This window comes from Ramlibacter agri, from assembly GCF_012927085.1.
GTDB lineage: Bacteria > Pseudomonadota > Gammaproteobacteria > Burkholderiales > Burkholderiaceae_C > Ramlibacter > Ramlibacter agri.
Genome location: NZ_JABBFX010000001.1, coordinates 2680238 through 2699787 on the forward strand (window position 1 = coordinate 2680238; position 19550 = coordinate 2699787).

At 69.0% G+C, this 19550-nt stretch carries 19 protein-coding genes and 1 tRNA gene; 14 read left to right on the forward strand and 6 right to left on the reverse strand.

Going from position 1 to position 19550, the window contains the following annotated elements:
• Positions 1-158: 158 nt before the first annotated feature.
• The 4 genes from HHL11_RS34925 to copD all read left to right on the forward strand — a co-directional run bounded on the left by HHL11_RS34925 (position 159) and on the right by copD (position 2964).
• Complete coding sequence (locus tag HHL11_RS34925; RefSeq protein ID WP_425355208.1) at positions 159-503, forward strand: hypothetical protein; 345 nt, start codon at positions 159-161, stop codon at positions 501-503.
• Positions 504-604: 101 nt separating this feature from the next.
• Positions 605-1603 (forward strand): hypothetical protein, encoded by a 999-nt coding sequence (locus HHL11_RS12970; RefSeq protein WP_240980068.1) that lies wholly within the window; start codon positions 605-607, stop codon positions 1601-1603.
• Positions 1600-1959: a copper resistance CopC family protein gene (locus HHL11_RS12975; protein WP_169418779.1), complete on the forward strand. Its 360-nt coding sequence runs from the start codon at positions 1600-1602 to the stop codon at positions 1957-1959. Before HHL11_RS12970 ends, HHL11_RS12975 begins: the two co-directional genes overlap by 4 nt.
• A gap of 27 nt (positions 1960-1986) precedes the next feature.
• Positions 1987-2964 (forward strand): copper homeostasis membrane protein CopD, encoded by a 978-nt coding sequence (gene copD, locus HHL11_RS12980; RefSeq protein ID WP_240980264.1) that lies wholly within the window; start codon positions 1987-1989, stop codon positions 2962-2964.
• 6 nt (positions 2965-2970) lie between these two features.
• Here the strand turns inward: copD and HHL11_RS12985 are convergent.
• Positions 2971-3046, reverse strand: a tRNA-Thr gene (locus tag HHL11_RS12985).
• 72 nt (positions 3047-3118) lie between these two features.
• On the opposite strand from HHL11_RS12985, the gene HHL11_RS12990 reads away from it, so the two are divergent.
• The 10 genes from HHL11_RS12990 to HHL11_RS13035 all read left to right on the forward strand — a co-directional run bounded on the left by HHL11_RS12990 (position 3119) and on the right by HHL11_RS13035 (position 12643).
• Positions 3119-4417: a citrate synthase gene (locus HHL11_RS12990; protein WP_169418781.1), complete on the forward strand. Its 1299-nt coding sequence runs from the start codon at positions 3119-3121 to the stop codon at positions 4415-4417.
• Between the two features lie 33 nt (positions 4418-4450).
• Positions 4451-5437 (forward strand): substrate-binding domain-containing protein, encoded by a 987-nt coding sequence (locus HHL11_RS12995; protein ID WP_169418782.1) that lies wholly within the window; start codon positions 4451-4453, stop codon positions 5435-5437.
• Positions 5438-5454: 17 nt separating this feature from the next.
• Entirely contained in the window at positions 5455-6195 is a 741-nt protein-coding gene (locus tag HHL11_RS13000; RefSeq protein WP_169418783.1) for a class II aldolase/adducin family protein, read from the forward strand.
• A 22-nt stretch (positions 6196-6217) separates the two neighbouring features.
• Entirely contained in the window at positions 6218-7198 is a 981-nt protein-coding gene (locus HHL11_RS13005; RefSeq protein WP_169418784.1) for a Bug family tripartite tricarboxylate transporter substrate binding protein, read from the forward strand.
• A 105-nt stretch (positions 7199-7303) separates the two neighbouring features.
• On the forward strand, positions 7304-8065 hold the full coding sequence (locus tag HHL11_RS13010) for a transglutaminase-like domain-containing protein (RefSeq protein WP_169418785.1): 762 nt from the start codon (positions 7304-7306) through the stop codon (positions 8063-8065).
• On the forward strand, positions 8066-8938 hold the full coding sequence (locus HHL11_RS13015) for a hypothetical protein (protein ID WP_169418786.1): 873 nt from the start codon (positions 8066-8068) through the stop codon (positions 8936-8938).
• A gap of 27 nt (positions 8939-8965) precedes the next feature.
• On the forward strand, positions 8966-10285 hold the full coding sequence (locus HHL11_RS13020; protein ID WP_169418787.1) for an ammonium transporter: 1320 nt from the start codon (positions 8966-8968) through the stop codon (positions 10283-10285).
• A gap of 20 nt (positions 10286-10305) precedes the next feature.
• Complete coding sequence (locus tag HHL11_RS13025) at positions 10306-10608, forward strand: hypothetical protein (RefSeq protein WP_169418788.1); 303 nt, start codon at positions 10306-10308, stop codon at positions 10606-10608.
• Positions 10609-10751: 143 nt separating this feature from the next.
• Complete coding sequence (locus HHL11_RS13030; RefSeq protein WP_169418789.1) at positions 10752-12059, forward strand: phospholipase effector Tle1 domain-containing protein; 1308 nt, start codon at positions 10752-10754, stop codon at positions 12057-12059.
• Positions 12056-12643: a hypothetical protein gene (locus tag HHL11_RS13035; protein WP_169418790.1), complete on the forward strand. Its 588-nt coding sequence runs from the start codon at positions 12056-12058 to the stop codon at positions 12641-12643. The genes HHL11_RS13030 and HHL11_RS13035 overlap by 4 nt, the downstream gene beginning before the upstream one ends.
• Before the next feature lie 47 nt (positions 12644-12690).
• Here the strand turns inward: HHL11_RS13035 and HHL11_RS13040 are convergent, their stop codons facing one another.
• The 5 genes from HHL11_RS13040 to prfB form a co-directional block, all read right to left on the reverse strand.
• A complete protein-coding gene (locus tag HHL11_RS13040) occupies positions 12691-13695 on the reverse strand; it encodes a class 1 fructose-bisphosphatase (RefSeq protein WP_169418791.1) in 1005 nt (334 codons plus the stop codon).
• Between the two features lie 72 nt (positions 13696-13767).
• On the reverse strand, positions 13768-15015 hold the full coding sequence (locus HHL11_RS13045; protein ID WP_169418792.1) for a 6-phosphofructokinase: 1248 nt from the start codon (positions 15013-15015) through the stop codon (positions 13768-13770).
• A gap of 33 nt (positions 15016-15048) precedes the next feature.
• Positions 15049-17724 (reverse strand): aminopeptidase N, encoded by a 2676-nt coding sequence (gene pepN, locus HHL11_RS13050; RefSeq protein ID WP_169418793.1) that lies wholly within the window; start codon positions 17722-17724, stop codon positions 15049-15051.
• On the reverse strand, positions 17717-18379 hold the full coding sequence (locus tag HHL11_RS13055) for an HAD family hydrolase (RefSeq protein WP_169418794.1): 663 nt from the start codon (positions 18377-18379) through the stop codon (positions 17717-17719). The genes pepN and HHL11_RS13055 overlap by 8 nt, the downstream gene beginning before the upstream one ends.
• Positions 18379-19483 (reverse strand): peptide chain release factor 2 gene (gene prfB, locus HHL11_RS13060; RefSeq protein WP_169418795.1). Its coding sequence is split into 2 segments (ribosomal slippage): positions 18379-19401 and positions 19403-19483, totalling 1104 coding nucleotides; the frame shifts between segments, so codons are not numbered across the junction. Before prfB ends, HHL11_RS13055 begins: the two co-directional genes overlap by 1 nt.
• Positions 19484-19550: the final 67 nt, after the last annotated feature.

Consider the following 19550-nt stretch of genomic DNA (forward strand, 5'->3'; position numbering starts at 1 on the left):
GCCCTGCATCATAGGAAATCCAGGGTCCGGCAGCGGCTGTCGGCTCGCGTCGAAGTTTTTCCGGTTCCCCGCAAGCGCGACGGCTTCCGGTTCAGCGGGGCCGAATCTACAATGCTTCCGCCATGACTCCGATGGTACGGCGGCTCATCACGTGGCTGATGCTCTTCGCGACGGCATTGTCCAGCGCGGTGCCGTCCTTCGCCAGCCGGGTGTCTCCCGCGGACCTCGCCGCCCTCGGGATCTGCTCCCAAGCGGTGCAGGAAGCCCGGTTCGGGACTCCCGGGAGCCAGCCGCAGGACGAATCCGGGCCGCTCGGGAGTGATCTCCATCACTGCCCCCTGTGCGCGCCCGCCGCGCATGCGGCGCTGGCACCTGCACTGTTCCGCGCATCGATTCCTGCTGCAGACTTACCCTTCTTCGCGCTCCCCCGCCTCGACAGTCCCGAGCAGCCCGGATACGCGGGCTCGATCTGGCTCTCGCGAGGCCCCCCAAGGCAAGCGTAAGCGCTTCACGCGCCGTCTCGGTGGCGCCGGCGGATTCCGGCGTCTTTCCTTGTCGTCAGTGCTCCTCCCAACCCGAGTCGAGCCAACCATGCTTGCCATCCATGAAGAAGCCATCCAGCCTCGCTGCAGCCGGTCGCATGGCCGTGCTCGCCACTCCCGCACTATCCATCTTGGCCGCGCTGGCGCTGCTTCCGGCGGCCGCACAAGCGCATGGCTTTGTCGGCCAGCGGTTCTTTCCCGCCACGCTGGCCACCGACGATCCCTTCGTCGCCGATGAACTGTCGTTCCCGACGCTCACGTCCACGAGCAGCAACGCCGATGGCGAGACGCCGGCGACGCGCCAGACCGCCCTCTCGATGGCCTTCGCCCGCCGGATCACGCCCGATTTCGGGCTGGAATTCGGAGCGAACCACCTTCGCATCGCGCCCGACGGCCAACCGGCCGCGCGGGGCTGGGACAACGTGTCCATCGGCGCCAAGTACCAGCTCTCTACGAACGAGGCCCACGAATCCATCCTGTCGATCGGTGCCGACTGGGACGTCGGCGGCACCGGCAGCAGTGCGGTCGGGGCCGAGCGATTCAGCACGGTGACGCCGACCCTGTATTTCGGCAAGGGCTTCGGGGACCTGTCCGCGCCGGCGCTGCGGCCGCTGGCGGTGACCGGAACCGTCGGCGTCGCGATCCCGACGCGCGCCAGCACCACGACCACGAGTGTCGATCCGGACACCGGCTCGTCGACGACCGACGTGGAGCACCACCCGCACGTGCTGAACGTGGGCCTGGCGCTGCAATACAGCCTGCCCTACCTGCAGTCCCAGGTGAAGGACATCGGGCTGGCTGCCCCCTTCGATCGAATGATCCCCATCGTGGAGTTCACCATGGCCAAGCCGCTGGATCGCGTGGACGATCGCCGATCCACCGGGACGATCAACCCGGGTGTCCTGTGGGCGGGGCAGAAGATCCAGCTGGGCCTGGAGGCCGTGATCCCGATGAACAGCCGCAGTGGCCACGGCGTCGGGTTCATGGCGCAGTTGCATTTCTTCCTGGACGACCTGTTCCCCGGAACCTTCGGTCATCCGTTGTTGGGGGGAACGAGATGAACTTCGCGCGATTCTTGGTCGCAAGCTGCCTGGCAGTGGCTGCCCTCAATGCCCATGCGCACGCGTTCCTGGAGCGCGCCGAGCCGCGCGTCGGCTCGCAGCTGCAAGCCGCGCCGGTGGAGGTGAAGCTGTGGTTCAGCGAACCGCTCGAGGCCGCATTCAGCAGCGTGACGGTGACGGATGCGAATGGCCGGCGGGTGGATCGCGCTGACGCACACCTCGACCCCTCCGGCAAAACGCTGTTGCGCGTTTCATTGCAGCCAATCGGGCCGGGAGCCTACACGGTGCATTGGCGCGCCGTCTCGGTCGACACGCACGTCAGTCGAGGCGACTTTGTTTTCCGGGTCGGCGATTAGGCGGCCAGTGAGCGCTTCGTGGAATTGATGCCGGTCGTCCGCGCGCTGCACCTCGCGGCCATCGCGCTGCTGGCCGGCAGCTTTGCGTTTCCCGCCTTCGTGCTGCCGCCCTCCGCGGCTGGCGACCCGGAGCGCTCGTTCCTGCGTGGCTGGCTGGCAAGTCTTCGCCTCTGGAGCACGGTTGTGGCCGTGGCGACCTGGCTTGCCTGGATTGTGGCGGTGGCCGCCGGCATGAGCGGGCTGCCACTCGGCGAGGCCTGGCGGCCGTCCGTGGTCGGCACCGTGATGGTGGAGACCCGCTTTGGCCATGTCTGGCTGATCCGCTGCGCGCTGCTGGTGCTGCTGGTCTCGTACCTGGCGTGGCGGCAGCGCCGCCGCCGCGATCGGCTGGCTGGCGCCGACGCAGTAGGCGCGGCGCTCGCCAGCGGCGTTCTCGTTTCGCAGGTGTGGGCCGGCCACGCGACGGCCGCTCCGCCCTGGCATGTCGTGGCCGATGCCGTCCATCTCGTGGCCGCCGCACTCTGGGTCGGCAGCCTGCTCCCGCTGCTCATGGTCCTGGCGCGCGCCCGCGCGGGCGCTCCTGCGTGGATGGCGCTCGCCGATTCCGCGACCCGCGCGTTTTCGGCCCTGGGTGTGCTCGCCGTGGCCGCGCTGGCCCTCACCGGCTTCATCAATGGCCAGATGATGGTCGGCAGCGCGAGCGCTCTCGTGGGCAGCAGCTACGGCCGCCTGGTCATCGCAAAGATCGTGCTGTTCCTGGGCATGGTCACCCTCGCAGCCATGAACAGGTGGTGGTTGGCACCGCGCATGGCTCCTGGCCACCCGCAGGCAAGGTCGGCGGCCCGCTTGCTCTGGCGCAATGTGGCCGTGGAGATCGCGCTCGGCGCTTGCATCCTTGCAGCGGTCGGTTTTCTCGGAGGCAGCGAACCGCCGGCGCACGAGCCTGGGTTCGCAGTCGGAGGCCAAAACAAAAGCCCCGCCGGGGAGGCGGGGCCAAGTCATTGATGCGTCTGGTGCCGGAGAGAGGAATCGAACCCCCGACCTTCTCATTACGAATGAGCTGCTCTACCGACTGAGCTACTCCGGCGAAGTCTTCGATTATAGCGCATCGCGCTGGCAGCCCGGCCGGACGCGGCGATGCGGGACAATTCCCGGCCCCATGTCCCAGCCATCCCGACCGACTGCCAATTACCTGAGCGCCGCCGAGGCCACGCGCCTGCTGGGGGTCAAGCTGCAGACCTTGTATGCGTACGTGAGCCGCGGCCTGATCCGCAGCACGAACCGGGTCGGGCGCAAGGAGCGGCTGTACCTGCGCGAGGACGTCGAGCGGGTGCATGCGCGCGCGCAGGCCCGCGCCGGGCATGGCGCGGTGGCGGCCGACGCCATGAACCATGGCCAGCCCATCATCCCGACGGCGATCACCGAGATCACGCCCGAGGGGCCGCGCTACCGCGGCCGCCTGGCGACGGAGCTGGCCAGCGAGGGCGCCTCCTTCGAGGCCGTCGCCCAATTGCTGTGGTCCGGCGCATGGCAGCCCGAAGCTCCCGCGTGGCAGGTCCAGCCGGCCGCCGGCGAATTCGTGGCGCTCGTCGACGGCTTCGGCGCCATGGCGCAGCGCAATCCGGTGCTGGAAGTGTTCGCCGTCGCCGTGCTGCACCTGGGGCTGCAGCGCCGCGCGGAGGCCGCCGGCCTGCCGCTGGAAACGCGGATCTTCGAGGAGGCGCGGCAGATCATCGGGCACCTGGTGGGCTGCTGCGGCCTGGCCTCGGCCGCGCAGCGCTTCGTGCCGCCGCGAGGCGGCGATCGCATCGCCGCGGGCGTGCTGCGCGCGCTGGGCGGCGCGGCCACGGACACGAACGTTGCCACGGTGTCGGCCCTGCTCGCCTTGCTGGCGGACCACGAACTGGCGCCGGGAACCCTGTCGGTGCGGGTGGCGGCCTCCGGCGGGGCCACGCTGCATGGTTGCATCGCGGCGGCGCTCTGCGCCAGCGCCGGCCTGGTGGTGGCCCACCGCTTCGACGAGATCTACGACTTCCTCGAACGGGGCGGCGAGCGCGCGGGCTGGGTGCGCGAGGCGGTGCAGCGGCACGCGCAGGGCACGCCGATGCCGGGCTTCGGCCATCCGCTGTACCCGCAGGGCGACCCGCGCGGCACGATGCTGCTCGCCTTCATCCGTGAACAGCGGCCGGACCCTGGGCTGCTCGCCGTGTGCGATTTCATCGAGGAGGTGGAGCAGGTCACGGGGCAGCGCGTGCGCCACGAGCTGCCGATGGTGGCGCTCACGCGCGCCATGGGGCTGCCGCGGCCGGCCGCCAGCGCCATCTTCCTGGTGAGCCGCACCGCCGGCTGGGTGGCGCACATCCAGGAGCAGCGCGCCAGCGGGCAGCTGTTGCGGCCGCGCGCGCGCTACACGCCGGCGGGTGACGCCGCGGCGGGTGCATTCAACAATCAATCTTGACCCGGCCGCGCCCCGGGCCTTAAGGTCCGGGCCGTGAGCAAACTGAACCTTTCCATCGCCATGGGCGACTACGACCGCACGCGCGCCCTGTTCGACGGCGACGTGCAGATCGACGGCGTAGCCCCCGTGTTCAGCCTGCTGGAGCCGGAGGAGATCTTCTTCCGCGCCTTCCGCGGCCAGGAGTTCGACGTCAGCGAACTGTCGCTCTCCAGCTACACGCTGAAGGTGTCGCAGGGCGACTGCCCTTACGTCGGCGTGCCCGTGTTCATGTCGCGCGCCTTCCGCCACACCGCCATCTACGTGCGCAGCGACCGCGTGGCGACGCCGGCGGACCTGCGCGGCAAGCGCGTGGGCCTGCCCGAATACCAGCTGACCGCCAACGTCTGGGCCCGCGCGCTGCTGAAGCAGGACTTCGGCATCGAGCCGCGGGACGTCACCTGGGTGCGCGGCGGCATCGAGCATCCGGGCCGGCTGGAGAAGCTGAAGGTGCAGCTGGACGCCGACGTCCGCATCGCCGACGCGCCCGAGACCGACACCCTGTCGGCGATGCTCGATCGCGGCGACATCGACGCCTTCATCGGCCCGCGCGCGCCTTCCTGCTTCGGCCGCAATCCGCAGGTGCGCTGGCTCTACGCGGACCCGACCGCGGCGTCGCGCGACTACTACCGGCGCACGCGCATCTTTCCCATCATGCACGTGCTCGGCGTGCGCAAGACGCTGGCGGCGCAGCATCCCTGGCTGCCGGTGGCGCTGCTCAAGGCCTTCGATCGCGCCAAGGACATCGGCCTGCAGAAGCTGGCCGACCCCTCCGCGCCCAAGGCCTCGCTGCCCTGGCTGGAGGAGCAGCTGGCCGCCACCCAGCAGCTGATGGGCCATGATTACTGGCCCAACGGCGTGGCCGCCAACCTGGCGACCCTGGAAGCCTTCCTGGCCCACCACCACGAGCAGGGGCTGTCCCGGCGCCGCGTGCAGGTGGATGAACTGTTCGCGCCATCCACCTACGAGATGGCGAAGATCTGAGAAAGAGACGACCCAGCATGACTTCCGGACTCCAGCGTCCCTCGCAGCAACTCGTCGACGACCTCGTCGTCGCCAACCACATCCTGTTCCACCAGGGCGTCGTCGACGCCTTCGGCCACGTGAGCGTGCGCCACGACAAGAACCCCGAGCACTTCCTGCTGGCGCGCAACATGGCGCCCGGCACGGTGGGCGCCGAAGACATCGTGACGTACACGCACGACGGCACGCCGCTGGACGCCGACGGCCGCCGCGTGTACCTGGAGCGCTTCATCCATGGCTCCATCTACCGTGCGCGGCCCGACGTGATGGCGGTGGTGCACAGCCACTCGCCTTCGGTCGTGCCCTTCACCGTGTCGCGCCAGGCGCGCCTGCGCCCGGTCTGCCACATGAGCGGCTTCCTCGGCGCCGGCGCACCGCTGTTCGAGATCCGCGAGGCCGCGGGCGACGCCAGCGACCTGCTGATCACCAGCGACGGCCTGGGCCGCGCGCTCGCGGATTCGCTGGCCTCGGCCAACTGCGTGCTGATGCGCGGCCACGGTTCCACCGTCGTCGCGCCGACGCTGAAGCTGGCCGTCTACCGCGCCGTGTATGCCGAGGTCAACGCGCGGCTGCAGGCGCAGGCGCTGCAGCTCGGCGACCCCGAGTACCTCACCGAGGGCGAGGCGCGCGCCGCCATGGCCAGCACCGAAGGCCAGGTGGAGCGCCCGTGGGCGTTGTGGAAGGCCGACGCGGAGCGCGCGCTCGCGGACCGCGCCTAGTTCGAAGAAGAGAGGAGACACCATGAAGCAAGCCCGTCTTTCCCGCCGCGTGTTCACGCAGGCCGCCCTGGGCAGCCTGGCGCTGCCCGGCCTGGCGCTGGCGCAGGCCGACTGGCCCGCGCGTCCCGTGCGCGTGATCGTGCCTTCGTCGCCGGGCGGCGGCACCGACGCCTTCGGCCGCATCCTGGCGCAGGCGCTGACCGAGCAGACGAAGCAGAGCTTCGTCGTCGACAACAAGCCGGGCGCCAGCGGCAACATCGGCGCGGACATCGTGGCGAAGTCCGCGCCCGACGGCTACACGATCCTGGTGGCGTCGAACTCCTCGCTGGGCATCAACCCGTCGCTGCTGAAGACCATGCCCTTCGACATCGAGCGCGACCTGGCGCCGGTCTCGCGCGGCGTGATGGCGCCGATGGTGGTGGTGGCCTCGCCGGCCACCGGCTGGAAGTCGCTGAAGGACATGCTGGAGGCCGGGAAGCAGCAGCCCGAAAAGTTCTTCTACGGCTCGGCCGGCACCGGCAGCCCGGTGTACATCGGCGTGCGCATGATCGAGGACGCGACCGGCGCGAAGTTCACGCACGTTCCGTACAAGGGCGTGGCGCCGGCCTACCAGGACCTGCTGTCGGGGCGGCTGCAGTTCATGTTCACCGACCTCGCGTCGATCGAGCAGCACATCAAGGCCGGCAAGGTGGTGGCGCTGGCCGTGAACCAGAAGACCCCGTTGCTGCCCAACGTGCCGACGCTGGCGGAAGAGGGCTACCCGCAGATCCGCGCCTGGACTTCGTTCAGCGTGATGGCGCCGGCGAAGGTGCCGCCGGCCATCGTGAAGAAGCTGGCGGCGGAAGTGGGCAAGGCGCTGCGCAACCCCGCGGTGGTGCAGCGTCTCGAACAGCAGGCGCTGATCCCGGTGCTGGATACGCCGGAGGAGTTCGCGGTGGACATCCGCAAGGAGCGCGAGCACTGGGGGGCGTTCATCAAGAAGAACAACATCACGCCGGACTGAAGGCGAGGGCGGGCGCGGGCGGGCGCCGGGCAACGGACACTTTCGTTTGCCTGGCCCTGATCTTGCAACAGAGTGTGCGTCGTTGGCAGCACGCACACCTACAACATGCCCGAGGCGCAAGGCCTGATCGATGTTCCCGCCGTTCCTTCCCCTGGCGATCCGCCCGCAGCCTGGCGCGCGTCCACGCCCCTGCTGGACCTGGAGGACCCGCGGCTGCGCCTGAGGGTGCAGTCGCTCACGCAGCTGTGCATCGGCGAGCGCGAGAAGGCGCTCGCGGTCTACCGCTTCGTCAAGCGCATCCCCTTCGCCAAGCCGTTCAAGATGCGGCTGCACACGGCGCGGGAGGTGCTGGGCCAGGCCTGCGGCGACGCGGCCGACAAGGCCACGCTGCTGGTCGCCATGCTGCGCATCGCCGGCCTGCCGGCGCGCATGCGCTTCGTCACCCTGCATGGCGACATCCTGCGGGGCCTGGTGCCGCGGGCGATGGTGCCCACGCGGCCCATCGTCGAAGTCTGGTGCGCGGGCCGCTGGCTGGCCACCGACAGCTATCTTTATGACGCCGCCTACGGCGCCGCCGCCCGCCAGCGCCTGCGCGCGCTGGGCTGGCAGGTGGGCTACGGCATGCACGTCGACGGGCAACTGCTGTGGGACGGCGCCCGCGATGCCTGGGTCAACGCATGTCCGCCCGGCGACGACCCGCTGCTGCTGGAGGACCACGGCTGCTTCTGCGACCCGCTGGAGTTCACGTCTTCCGAGGCCTATCGCGCGCGGCATCGCCGGCTGCCGCGCGCCCTGCAATGGAACCTGGTCGCGCACCGCATGGATCGCGCCATCCACAACCTGCGCCGCGGCGGTGCACGCAGCTGAATGGCCACCATGCTCGCCCAGCGCTCGATCCCGCCCGCCGCCTTGCTGCGCAGCGCGGACGTGAGCCTGCGCGACCTGGCCCGCGGCAAGCTGCCGCGCCTGCATGCGCTCAGCGGCGAGCTGCGGCGCGAAGCGGCCCAGGCCGAAGCCGCGCCGTTGCTGGCGGCCTTCGCCGAACACCTGGCGGCCAGCCGCGCGCTGCGCTTCGAGCTGCTGATCCCCCCGGGCCTGCGCGCCGCGGCCTCGCGCGCGGACGAAGCCGCCTTCCGCGTCCAGGTACAGCGGGTGGTGGATGCGACCGCCGGGACCTGGACGGCGCTGCGCTTCTACATGGGCGCGAGCGCAGGCGCTGCCGCGCGCTGCGACGTGCTGCTGTCGGAGTTCGTGATGCAGGCGCGCGGGCTCGAACGCGGCTCGGCGCAGTGGGGCCGGCCCCTGGAAGCGCTGCGGCATGCGACCGCAGGCGAGGGCGAGGCCGGTGACCTGCTGCGCAGCCTGCTGCACCACTGCGATGCCTTTGCCGAGGCCTGCGAGGGCGCGCGGCGGGTGCGGCGCCTCGCGCACGAATTCGAACAGCAGCGCGCCGGCGTGCAGGCCGTGCTGCACAAGCTGGCACATCGCCTGGGCGGCGGCCTGCTGGAGCGGCTGCGACCGATGATCGCCGGCATGCCGGCCGCGAGCCGCGACGAGATCGGCGCCGCGCAGGCCGCGCGGCAGGTGCTGGAGCCGCTGCTCGCGGCCGCGGCGGTGCGGCTGCAGCAGCTGGAAGAAGCGCGCTCGCAGCTGGCCGCCGCGCTGGAGGCGGTGGAGCGGCAGCTGCAGCCCGCTGCCTGGAGCGAAACCGCCGGCGCGCCGCTGGCCGCCGAAGCCTGATCCCCCCGTCGAAAGGAAGAACCGCCCATGCGCAAGCTCCCGCTCCTTCTCGTTCCCTGCGCGCTCGGCGCCGGCCTGCCGGCCTGGGCGCAGTCGCCACCCTTGACGCATCCCGGGCTGGTGCCAGTGGACCGCATCAGCGGCGCAGACACCGCGTGGATGATCGCCGCCACTGCGCTGGTGCTGCTGATGACGCTGCCGGGCATCGCGCTGTTCTACGGCGGCATGGTCCGCCGCAAGAGCGTGATCAACACCATGGCCTCGGTTATGGGCATCACCGCGCTGGTGAGCGTGCTGTGGTTCGCCATCTCCTATTCCTTCGCCTTCACGCCCGGCAACGGCTTCCTCGGTGGCGTCGAGCGCGCCGGCTTCGCGGGCATGGAGTACCTGAAGGACGCGGGCCAGGTGGCCGTCAGCCACGCCGCGCCCAACGTGCCGGAGTCCGTCTACGCGATGTTCCAGCTGACCTTCGCCATCATCACGGCGGCGCTGGTGATGGGCTCGGTGGTGGAGCGCATGAAGTTCTCCGCGCTGATGATCTTCATCGCGCTGTGGTCCGTGTGCGTCTACGCGCCCATCGCGCACTGGGTGTGGGAACCGGGCGGCTGGCTGGCGTCGCTGGGCGTGCTCGATTTCGCCGGCGGCTCGGTGGTGCACATCAACGCCGGCGTCACCGGCCTCGTCTGCGCCTATGCGCTCGGGCCGCGGCGCGGCTACGGCCGCGAGGCCTTCGAGCCTTACAGCCTGGCGCTCACCATGTGCGGCTCGGGCCTGCTGTGGGTGGGCTGGTTCGGCTTCAACGCGGGCTCCGCCGTCGCTGCGGACGGCCGCGCCGGCCTCGCGATGCTGGTGACGCACGTGGCCGCGGCGGCCGGCAGCCTCGGATGGATGGCGGGCGAACTGGTGCTGCGCCGCCGCGCCTCGCTGCTGGGGCTGTGTTCGGGCGTGGTCGCGGGGCTGGTCGCCATCACGCCGGCCTCGGGCTACGTCACGCCGCCGGCGGCGCTGCTGATCGGCCTGGTCGCCGGCCTGGTGTGCTACTGGGGCGCGACCGGCCTCAAGCGGCTGCTGCGCGCCGACGATTCGCTGGACGTCTTCGGGGTGCACGCGGTCGGCGGCATCGTCGGCTCGCTGCTCACCGGCGTGCTGGCCGACAAGGGCGTCTCGGGCGTGCAAGGCAGCCTGGCGATGCAGGCGCTGGGCGTGGTCTCGGTGTTCTTCTATTCGGCGTTCGCCACCATGCTGCTGCTGGCCGTGACCCGGCTGTTCGTTTCCCTGCGGGTGGGCGACGCCGTGGAGGCGGGTGGCCTGGACCTCGGGCTGCACAACGAACGCATCGGCTCCTGAGCCGGGGAAGGACAACTGCCATGCTCCCTTCGCAGAAGATCGCCCTGGCGGCGCAGGTGCACGTGGTGCTGCGGCGCAAGACCGGCCGCGTGACCGACACCGAGTGGATGGCGCAGAACGCGGACTATGCGCGGGAGGTGCTGCGCTTCACGCGCCTGAAGGCCCGCGAGGGCAACGACGCCGAGCTCGGCGAGCTGGCCGACAGGCTGGAGCGCGGGCTGCTGGCGCCCGAGCAGCCGCCTCGGCGGGCGGTGGCGGTGGCCGAACCGGTGGAGCCGGCGGCCGCGCCTGATGTGCCGCGGTATGTGGGTGGGATTCGCTAGCGGCATTCGCAGGGCCTGCGCGTTGTTGCAAGTTCGCCGCACTACCTCAAACGGGGGTAGCCGGCGCGGACCCCGGCTCACGAGAATGCCCGCTGCATTTTCACGCCGCGACGACCAGCATGTTCCAACAAACGTTCCTGCGCGTGTTCACCGCGCTCCTTGCGCTGCTGCTTGCCGGCTGCGGCAGCATCGTCCACAAGCAGTCGGTCGGCAGCGCCGACGGCCCGCGCAAGATCGTCGTCTTCTTCGACGGCACGCACAACAACGAGGCATCGGACACCAACGTCAAGCGGCTGCATTCGCTGGTGACGCTGCAGAATCGGCTGGAGATCTTCACCTTGTACGTGGAGGGCGTAGGCACCGAATCGGACGTGGTCGGGATGGGCGCCGGCGCCGGCATCGGGGCCCGCGCGCGGCTGGGGTATGAGTTCATCCTCCAGCATTACCGCCCGAACGACCAGATCTATATCGTGGGTTTCAGCCGGGGCGCGTATACGGCGCGTATCCTGAATTCGCTCCTGTACCGCGCGGGGGTACCCAGGAAGCCGGAGGGCAAGACCTATACGGAGGCGGCGCAGTACGTCTACGAAGCCGTCACGGGGCATTTCGACTGGTTCGGCAACGAAGTCGTGCGCACGCCGCGGCAGATCAAGACGGCTCTTCGCGAGCACGCGATGCGTCCGAACGGTCCGGTGCAGGTCCAGGCGCTGGCGCTCTGGGACACGGTCGCTTCGCTGGGCATCCCCGACGAGAGTGCCCGCCTGGCCGACAAGGGCGGCTTCAAGGCCTACCACCCGGACATCGACGATCCTTCGGAGCGCTACGGGGACACGTTGTGCAACGTGACGGAGGCCTACCAGGCCCTGTCCATCGACGACGACCGGGAATGGATCTTCACGCCGCTGCCGCTGTCGCGCGCGCACCTGTTCGAAGGCTGCAAGGACCGCATCGCAAAGATCAAGTTGCGCGAGGTCTGGTTTGCCGGGGCGCACTCGGATGTCGGCGGTGGTTACGAGGACACGCAGCTGAGCGGGGTGAGCCTGAACTGGATGATCGAGCAGCTGGAGGAGACGAAGCTCCTGCCGAACGGTACGCAGGTCCGCGAGGACGTCTACGGCGGGAGCCACGACCCGGAGGCGGGCAAGTGGTCGCCGCTCTATCACCGAATGCACCGGGACGTCGCCGGCTATCCTTTCGACGAAGAGAGCCTGAGCAGCAAGACCCTGTGCGTGCATCGCTCCGTGTTCGAACGCCGCAAGGTCGCGCCCATGCATGACCACGAGAATCAGCAGCTTGCCCTGTTGGCACCGGGCAAGGTGTGCCTTGTCGAGGACGACAAGTTCCGGGGCCGGCGCAAGCAGGGCGCCGGCGAGGCATGCGAGCTGCATGTTCGCGAGTTCGCCCAGCATCCCAAGGGTTCGAACGAATGCGATGGAGGGCTGCAACCATGATCGCGGCGCTTCTGCGCAGCGTGGTCCTGGCCCTGCTTGCCACCGGCATGGCTGGGTGTGTGGCAACCAAATACGACACCATCCCGTATGACACGCCCAGGCCGGCCGAGCTTGCCGAGCTGTCGGGGTGCAGCGACGCCGCCAGGAATAGGAATGAACCGTGCGTGGCCCTGGTGCGGGCAAGCGACTGGCAAACCCTGACCGACATCGAAGTGGATGCGAACCAGGCCTGGCGTATCGAGCTACCGAAAAATCAACGCTGGTTCGATGCGTCGCGCATCAGCTCGCCACTGGATGGCGAGCCGGGCAGCGACCAGATGAACACGGCTGCGGACTGGAAGCGGATGCCGGGCGCGCCCTGGTTCGCGCTGGCGGTGGGCGTGGCGGCGAAAGCTGGCGACGAAGTCCAAGGCCAGGCCGTCCGCAACTTGCCAGGCTCGCGCGACGTCGGTTTCATCTTCCGGCCCACGCGGGCGGGCACGCTGGTGTTCTTCCCCAACGACGCAATTCCGCCCACCGGCAGCCACTACTTCTACGGCAACAACGGCGGGCAGATCTGGGTGAAGCTCACCCGCCTGCAATAGCCCCCATGCCCTGGGCCCCCGCCTCCGCGGGGGTGACGAAGGGCGGCTTAGCGGTGGTACGAGGTGACGCGCTCCACCTCGTTTTTCGAACCGAGGATCACGCTGACCCGCTCGTGCAGCTTCGTCGGCTGCAGGTCCAGGATGCGCTGCTTGCCGTTGGTGGACATGCCGCCGGCCTGTTCGACCAGCCAGGACATCGGGTTGGCTTCGTACAGCAGGCGCAGCTTGCCCGGCTTTTCCGGCTCGCGCTTGTCCCAGGGGTACAGGAAGATGCCGCCACGCGTCAGGATGCGGTGCACGTCCGCCACCATCGAGGCGATCCAGCGCATGTTGAAATCCTTGCCGCGCGGGCCTTCCTTGCCGGCCAGGCATTCGTCGATGTAGCGCTTTACCGGGGCGTCCCAGTGGCGCATGTTCGACATGTTGATGGCGAATTCCTTGGTGTCCTCGGGGATCTGGACGTCTTCCTGCGTGAGCACGAAGGAACCCTGTTCGCGGTCCAGCGTGAACATCGCCACGCCGTCGCCCACGGTCAGCACCAGCGTGGTCTGCGGGCCGTAGATGCAGTAGCCGGCCGCCACCTGCCTGGCACCGGCCTGCAGGAAGTCCTGCTCGCTCACGCCGTGGTTGCTGCCATCGGGCTTCTTCAGGACGCTGAAGATAGTGCCGATGCTGACGTTGACGTCGATGTTGGAGGAGCCATCCAGCGGATCGAACAGCAGCAGGTATTCGCCCTGCGGGTAGCGGTTGGGCACCACGTAGATGCCTTCCATTTCCTCGCTGGCCATGGCCGCCAGGTGGCCGCCCCATTCGTTGGCCTCGATCAGTTCCTCGTTGGCGATGATGTCCAGCTTCTTCTGCACTTCGCCCTGCACGTTGTCGGTGCCGGCCGAGCCCAGCACGTCGCCGAGCGCGCCCTTTTCGACGGCATGCGAGATCTTCTTGCAGGCTCGCGCCACGATCTCGATCAGCAGGCGCAGTTGCGGGGGGATGCGGCCGTCGACTCTTTGCTGTTCGACGAGGTAGCGGGTCAGGGAAACTCGGGCGGGCAATTCACTCTCCTGCGGGGCAGGGGTGAATCGTACCGTACACGGGTGCTGGGGTCGGCTGGCGCCGAACCCAGCCTACAGGTCGAAGGCAGGCAGCTTCCTGGGCACCGCCACGTTCTTCAAGGTCGCATACACCGGCATCCCGTCGCGGTACGCCGGGTAGTCCTCGCCCAGGATCAGCGGCCGCAGGTAGCGCTTGCAGGCTTCGGTGATGCCGAAGCCGTCTTCGGTGATGAACTCGCGCGGCATGAACTTCTCGACGTTCGCCACTTCCGACAGCGGCGCGGTGGCGATGCGGTACTTGTACGGCTCGTCCGAATAGCGCTCGATCGCCGGCATCACCGCGTTGCGGCCTTCCAGGGCCAATTGCACCGCCGCGGCGCCCACTGCGTAGGCCTGTTCCACGTCGGTCTTCGAAGCCACGTGCCGGGCTGCGCGCTGCAGGTAGTCCGCCACGGCCCAATGGAACTTGTACTTCAGGTGCTCGCGCACCAGGCCCGCGATCACGGGCGCGGCGCCACCCAGTTGCGCGTGGCCGAAGGCGTCCTTGCTGCCCTGTTCGGCCAGGAAGCGGCCGTCGGCGTAGTGCGCGCCCTCGGACACCACCACGGTGCAGAAGCCGTGCTGCTTCACCATCGCATCCACGCGGGCCAGGAACTTCTGCTCCTCGAACGGGATTTCCGGGAACAGCACCACGACCGGGATGCCCTGGTCCTCCACCAGGCCGCCGGCCGCGGCGATCCAGCCGGCATGGCGGCCCATCACCTCCAGCACGAACACCTTGGTCGAGGTCCGCGCCATCGAGCGCACGTCGTACGAAGCTTCCAGCGTCGACACTGCGACGTACTTCGCGACCGAGCCGAAGCCCGGGCAGCAGTCGGTGATGGGCAGGTCGTTGTCCACCGTCTTGGGAATGTGGATCGCCTGCAGCGGGTAGCCCATGCTGGCCGATAGCTGGCTCACCTTGAAGCAGGTGTCGGCCGAGTCGCCGCCGCCGTTGTAGAAGAACCAGGCTATGTCGTGCGCCTTGAAGACGGCGATCAGGCGCTCGTACTCGCGCCGGTTCGCCTCCAGCGACTTCAGCTTGTAGCGGCAGGAGCCGAAGGCGCCGCCCGGCGTGGAGCGCAGCAGCGCGATGTCCGCCGCCGATTCCTCGCTGGTGTCGATCAGGTCCTCGGCCAGCGCGCCGAGGATGCCGTTGCGGCCGGCGTAGACCTTGCCGACGCGGCCCGGGTGGGACCGCGCCGTCTCGATCACGCCGCAGGCCGAGGCGTTGATGACCGCGGTGACGCCGCCCGATTGGGCGTAGAAGACGTTCTGCATGGCGCTCTCCTGGGGCAGGGCGCCACGCGTCGCTTAATCGGCCAGCGCGCGGGTCACCACTTCGCGCACATCGTTGCTCAAATCCGGCTTGGCGGCAACGCGGGCGATCGCTTCGCGGGCGGCGCCGCGCAGCGGCTCAGCCAGCTTGCGCCAGCGGTCGAGCGCGCGCGCCAGGCGGGCGGCCACCTGCGGGTTGATGGCATCGAGTTCGACGACGCGCTCGCTCCAGAACACGTAGCCGGCCGCGTCCGAGCGGTGGAAGCCGCCCGGGTTGGCGCTGCAGTAGCTGAAGATCACGCTGCGCGCGCGGTTCGGGTTGCGGATGTTGAAGTCCGGGTGCTGCATCAGCGCCTTCACCACCGGCAGGATGTTGCCGTTGCGGTCCGGCGCGCCGGCCTGCAGGGCGAACCACTTGTCCAGCACCAGCGCTTCGTTCTTGAACATGGCGTGGAAGCGCTGCAGCGCCTGCGGCGCCAGTTCGTTGTTGCTGGTGACCAGCGCAGCCAGCGCGTTGAAACGGTCCGTCATGTTGGACGCGTCCTTGAAGCGCTGGTAGGCGCGGCCCGGCCACACCGGGTCGTTGGTCTTGCGCGCGGCCAGGCACAGGTGCGTCAGCGCCAGGCCGGCCAGGGCGCGGCGGCCGCTGGACACGGGGTCGGGCGAATAAGCGCCGTTCTCGCGGTTGGCCTCGTAAGCCTGTTCCCAGTCGGCGGCCAGCACCTCGGCCAGCTGCTCGCGCATCGCCTCGCGCACCGCGTGGATGCGCTGCGGGTCGACCACCTCCAGCTGCTCGGCGAGGTAGGTCTCGGCGGGAAGCGTCAGCACCAGTTCCTTGAAGGCAGCGTCCAGGTCCGGGTGGCGCAGCACGGCGCGCATGGCCTCGAGGAAGGCTTCGTCCAGCCGCAGCTCGCCGGCGGGCGTGCCGCCGCGGATGAAGCCCAGCGCGCGGGCCGTGGCCAGGCGCTGCCCCGCTTCCCAGCGGTTGAACGGGTCGGTGTCGTTGGCCAGCAGGGTCAGCAGCTGCTGGTCGCTGTAGTCGTACTCCAGGACCACCGGCGCGCTGAAGCCGCGCAGCAGCGAAGGCACCGGCTCGGCGGAGTAGCCGGGGAAGCTGAGCGTCTCGCTCTGCTGCGTCAGCACGTGCATGCCGCTGGTGAGTTCGCGGCCGTCGGCGTCCAGGAGGCCCAGCGCCACCGGAATGACGAAAGGCAGCTTCTCGGCCTGGCCCGGCGTCGGCGGGCAGGACTGCGTCAGCGTGATGTTGTAGATGCCGGCGGCGGCGTCCCAGTGCGTCTGCACCTTCACGCGCGGCGTGCCGGCCTGGCTGTACCAGCGCTTGAACTGCTCCAGCTTCTGCGCCAGTTGCGACTCGGGGTTGGCGTCGGCGATGGCCTGGGTGAAGTCGTCGCAGGTGACGGCGTGGCCGTCGTTGCGCTGGAAGTACAGCGAAAGGCCCTTGGCGAAGCCTTTGCGGCCCAGGGGGTCGGACTCGCTGCTGGCAGCGAGGGTCTGCTGCATGCGCACGACCTCTGCGCCTTTTTCGTACACCGTCACGGTGTAGAAGTTGTTGATCTCCAGGTACTGGTCGGGCCGCACCGGGTGCGCCATCGGGCCGGCGTCCTCGGGGAACTGCGCGGTGCGCAGCACGCGCACGTCCTCGATGCGCTTGACCGCGCGTGCCGACGGCGTGCCGGCCAGGTCCTGGCTGAATTCCTGGTCGCGGAAGACGGTGAGGCCTTCCTTCAGCGACAGCTGGAACCAGTCGCGGCAGGTGACGCGGTTGCCGGTCCAGTTGTGGAAGTATTCGTGGCCGACGACCGACTCGATGTTGGCGTAGTCGGTGTCGGTGGCCGTGGCCTGGTTGGCCAGGACGTACTTCGTGTTGAAGATGTTCAGGCCCTTGTTCTCCATGGCGCCCATGTTGAAGTCGCTGGTGGCGACGATCATGAAGCGTTCCAGGTCCAGCGCCAGGCCGAAGCGCGCCTCGTCCCAGGCCACCGAGGCCATCAGCGAGTTCATCGCGTGCTCGGTCTTGTCCAGGTCGCCGGGGCGCACGTAGACCTGCAGCAGGTGCTCCTTGCCATTGCGCGCGGCGATGCGCTGCTCGCGGCACACCAGCTGGCCCGCGACCAGCGCGAACAGGTAGCTGGGCTTGCGGTGCGGGTCGACCCACTTGGCGTAGTGGCGGCCGTCGTCCAGGTTGCCGTGGGCGACGAGGTTGCCGTTGGACAGCAGCACCGGGTACTTCTGCTTGTCGGCGCGCAGGGTCACCGTGTAGCTGGCCATCACGTCGGGACGGTCCAGGAAGTAGGTGATGCGGCGGAAGCCCTCGGCTTCACACTGGGTGAAGAAGCTTTCGTTGCTGACGTACAGCCCCATCAGCTTGGTGTTCTTGGCCGGGTAGCACGTGGTGAAGATCTCCAGGTCGAAGGGCTCGTTGCCTTCGGGCAGGTTCTCCAGCACCAGCTGGTGGTCTTCCAGCTTGAAGCTGGTGCCCTGGCCGCCCACGAGGACGCGGGCCAGGTTCAGTTCCTCGCCGTCCAGGCGCAGCGCCTGCGGCGGCACGTCGGGGTTGCGGCGGATGCGCATGCGGTTCAGCACGCGCGTCTTCGCGGGGTCGAGGTCGAAGCAGAGTTCGACGGTGTCGATCCAGAACGCCGGCGGCTGGTAGTCGGCGCGGTGGATCACCTTGGATTGTCCTTCACGCATGGAGGCTCTCCAGAAAGTTCTTCTTGGTCAGTTCTTCGAAATCGCGCGCCTGGGCGATCACGTGCTTGCCGGCCAGTTCGGCGGCCGGATGGGTGGTGCAGATGGCGACGGCGCGCATGCCGGCGCGGGCCGCGGCCTCGATGCCGAACGGCGCGTCCTCGAACACGATGCAATCCGGCGGCGGCACGCCGAGGCGGCGCGCCGCTTCCAGGAAGATGGCCGGGTCGGGCTTGCCGGGCAGGCCCATGTCGCCGCGCGCGTCCGCATCGGCCTGCAGGTGCAGGCGATCCAGCACGAAGGCGAGGTTGTGGCGGTCGCCGCCGGTGGCCACGGCCCATTTCAGGCCGCGCCCGCGAGCCTGGCTCGCGAAAGCGGTGAAACCGGCGACCTCGCGGAATTCCTCCGCGAAGATCTCGCGGTAGACCGCTTCCTTCTCGCCGACCAGTTCCCACGCGCGGTCTTCCGGCACGTCGGCGCCGAGCAGCTCGCGCACGCACTCCGCGCCGTTGCGGCCGGTGGTGCGGCGCAGGATCTCGTCGACCGGCATGTCCAGGCCATGCCGCTGCCGGAACCACTCCCACGAGCGCGCATGGGCGGGCATGGAGTCGACCATGGTCCCGTCCATGTCGAAGATGAAGGCGCGGGGGGCGCTCATCAGACGCCCTGCTTCAGCGACGCTTCGATGAAAACATCCAGGTCGCCGTCCAGCACCTTCTGCGTCGCCGAGATTTCCACGCCGGTGCGCAGGTCCTTGATGCGGCTGTTGTCCAGCACGTAGCTGCGGATCTGGTGGCCCCAGCCGACGTCGGTCTTCGAGTCTTCCAGCTTCTGCTGCGCTTCCATGCGCTTGCGCATCTCGAAGTCGTACAGGCGCGAACGCAGGCGCCGCCAGGCGACGTCGCGGTTGCTGTGCTGCGAGCGGCTGTCCTGGCACTGCACCACGATCCCGGTCGGCATGTGCGTCAGGCGCACCGCCGAATCGGTCTTGTTGATGTGCTGGCCGCCGGCGCCGGAGGCGCGGTAGGTGTCCGTGCGCACGTCCGCCGGGTTGATGTCGATCTCGATCGAGTCGTCGATTTCCGGGTAGACGAACACGCTGGCGAAGCTGGTGTGCCGGCCGCCCGAGGAGTCGAAGGGCGACTTGCGCACCAGGCGGTGCACGCCGGTCTCGGTGCGCAGCAGGCCGAAGGCGTAGTCGCCCTCGATCTTCAGGGTGGCGCTCTTGATGCCGGCCACGTCGCCCGGCGTCTCGTCTTCGACCGTGTACTTGAAGCCCTTGCGCTCGGCGTACTTGATGTACTGCCGCATCAGCATGCTGGCCCAGTCGCACGCTTCGGTGCCGCCGGCGCCGGCCTGCAGGTCCAGGAAGCAGTTGCTGGGGTCGGCCGGCTGGTTGAACATGCGCCGGAACTCCAGGTCCTTGACGATGGCTTCCTGCTTCGAGGTCTCGCCCTCGATGGTCGCGAGGCCTGCTTCGTCGCCTTCCTCCTTGCTCATTTCATAGAGCTCGAGGTTGTCGGCCAGTTCGCGGTCCAGGTCCTGGATGACCAGCACGATGCCGTCCAGGGCCTTCTTTTCCTTGCCCAGCTCCTGGGCCTTCTTGGGATCGTTCCAGACCGCCGGGTCTTCCAGCGACGCGTTGACCGTCCTCAGGCGCTCCGATTTGGCATCGAAGTCAAAGATACCTCCGTAGGTCCGCGGTCCGGCCCTGCAGGTCAGCCAGGGTGGTGCCGATGAGGTTGATGCGTTCTGCGTCCATTTTGAGATTCCTTGTACAACCGCCGATTGTCTCAAATACAAGGGGAGCGGACTGCCGGACGCAAAAG

Bases quoted from the DNA above. Each gene is read 5' to 3' on its own strand.
- HHL11_RS34925 (WP_425355208.1), top strand. From the start codon at position 159: ATGCTCTTCGCGACGGCATTGTCCAGCGCGGTGCCGTCCTTCGCCAGC.
- HHL11_RS12970 (WP_240980068.1), top strand. From the start codon at position 605: ATGAAGAAGCCATCCAGCCTCGCTGCAGCCGGTCGCATGGCCGTGCTC.
- HHL11_RS12975 (WP_169418779.1), top strand. From the start codon at position 1,600: ATGAACTTCGCGCGATTCTTGGTCGCAAGCTGCCTGGCAGTGGCTGCC.
- copD (WP_240980264.1), top strand. From the start codon at position 1,987: ATGCCGGTCGTCCGCGCGCTGCACCTCGCGGCCATCGCGCTGCTGGCC.
- HHL11_RS12990 (WP_169418781.1), top strand. From the start codon at position 3,119: ATGTCCCAGCCATCCCGACCGACTGCCAATTACCTGAGCGCCGCCGAG.
- HHL11_RS13000 (WP_169418783.1), top strand. From the start codon at position 5,455: ATGACTTCCGGACTCCAGCGTCCCTCGCAGCAACTCGTCGACGACCTC.
- HHL11_RS13005 (WP_169418784.1), top strand. From the start codon at position 6,218: ATGAAGCAAGCCCGTCTTTCCCGCCGCGTGTTCACGCAGGCCGCCCTG.
- HHL11_RS13010 (WP_169418785.1), top strand. From the start codon at position 7,304: ATGCCCGAGGCGCAAGGCCTGATCGATGTTCCCGCCGTTCCTTCCCCT.
- HHL11_RS13015 (WP_169418786.1), top strand. From the start codon at position 8,066: ATGGCCACCATGCTCGCCCAGCGCTCGATCCCGCCCGCCGCCTTGCTG.
- HHL11_RS13020 (WP_169418787.1), top strand. From the start codon at position 8,966: ATGCGCAAGCTCCCGCTCCTTCTCGTTCCCTGCGCGCTCGGCGCCGGC.
- HHL11_RS13025 (WP_169418788.1), top strand. From the start codon at position 10,306: ATGCTCCCTTCGCAGAAGATCGCCCTGGCGGCGCAGGTGCACGTGGTG.
- HHL11_RS13035 (WP_169418790.1), top strand. From the start codon at position 12,056: ATGATCGCGGCGCTTCTGCGCAGCGTGGTCCTGGCCCTGCTTGCCACC.
- HHL11_RS13045 (WP_169418792.1), bottom strand. From the start codon at position 15,015: ATGCAGAACGTCTTCTACGCCCAATCGGGCGGCGTCACCGCGGTCATC.
- pepN (WP_169418793.1), bottom strand. From the start codon at position 17,724: ATGCGTGAAGGACAATCCAAGGTGATCCACCGCGCCGACTACCAGCCG.
- HHL11_RS13055 (WP_169418794.1), bottom strand. From the start codon at position 18,379: ATGAGCGCCCCCCGCGCCTTCATCTTCGACATGGACGGGACCATGGTC.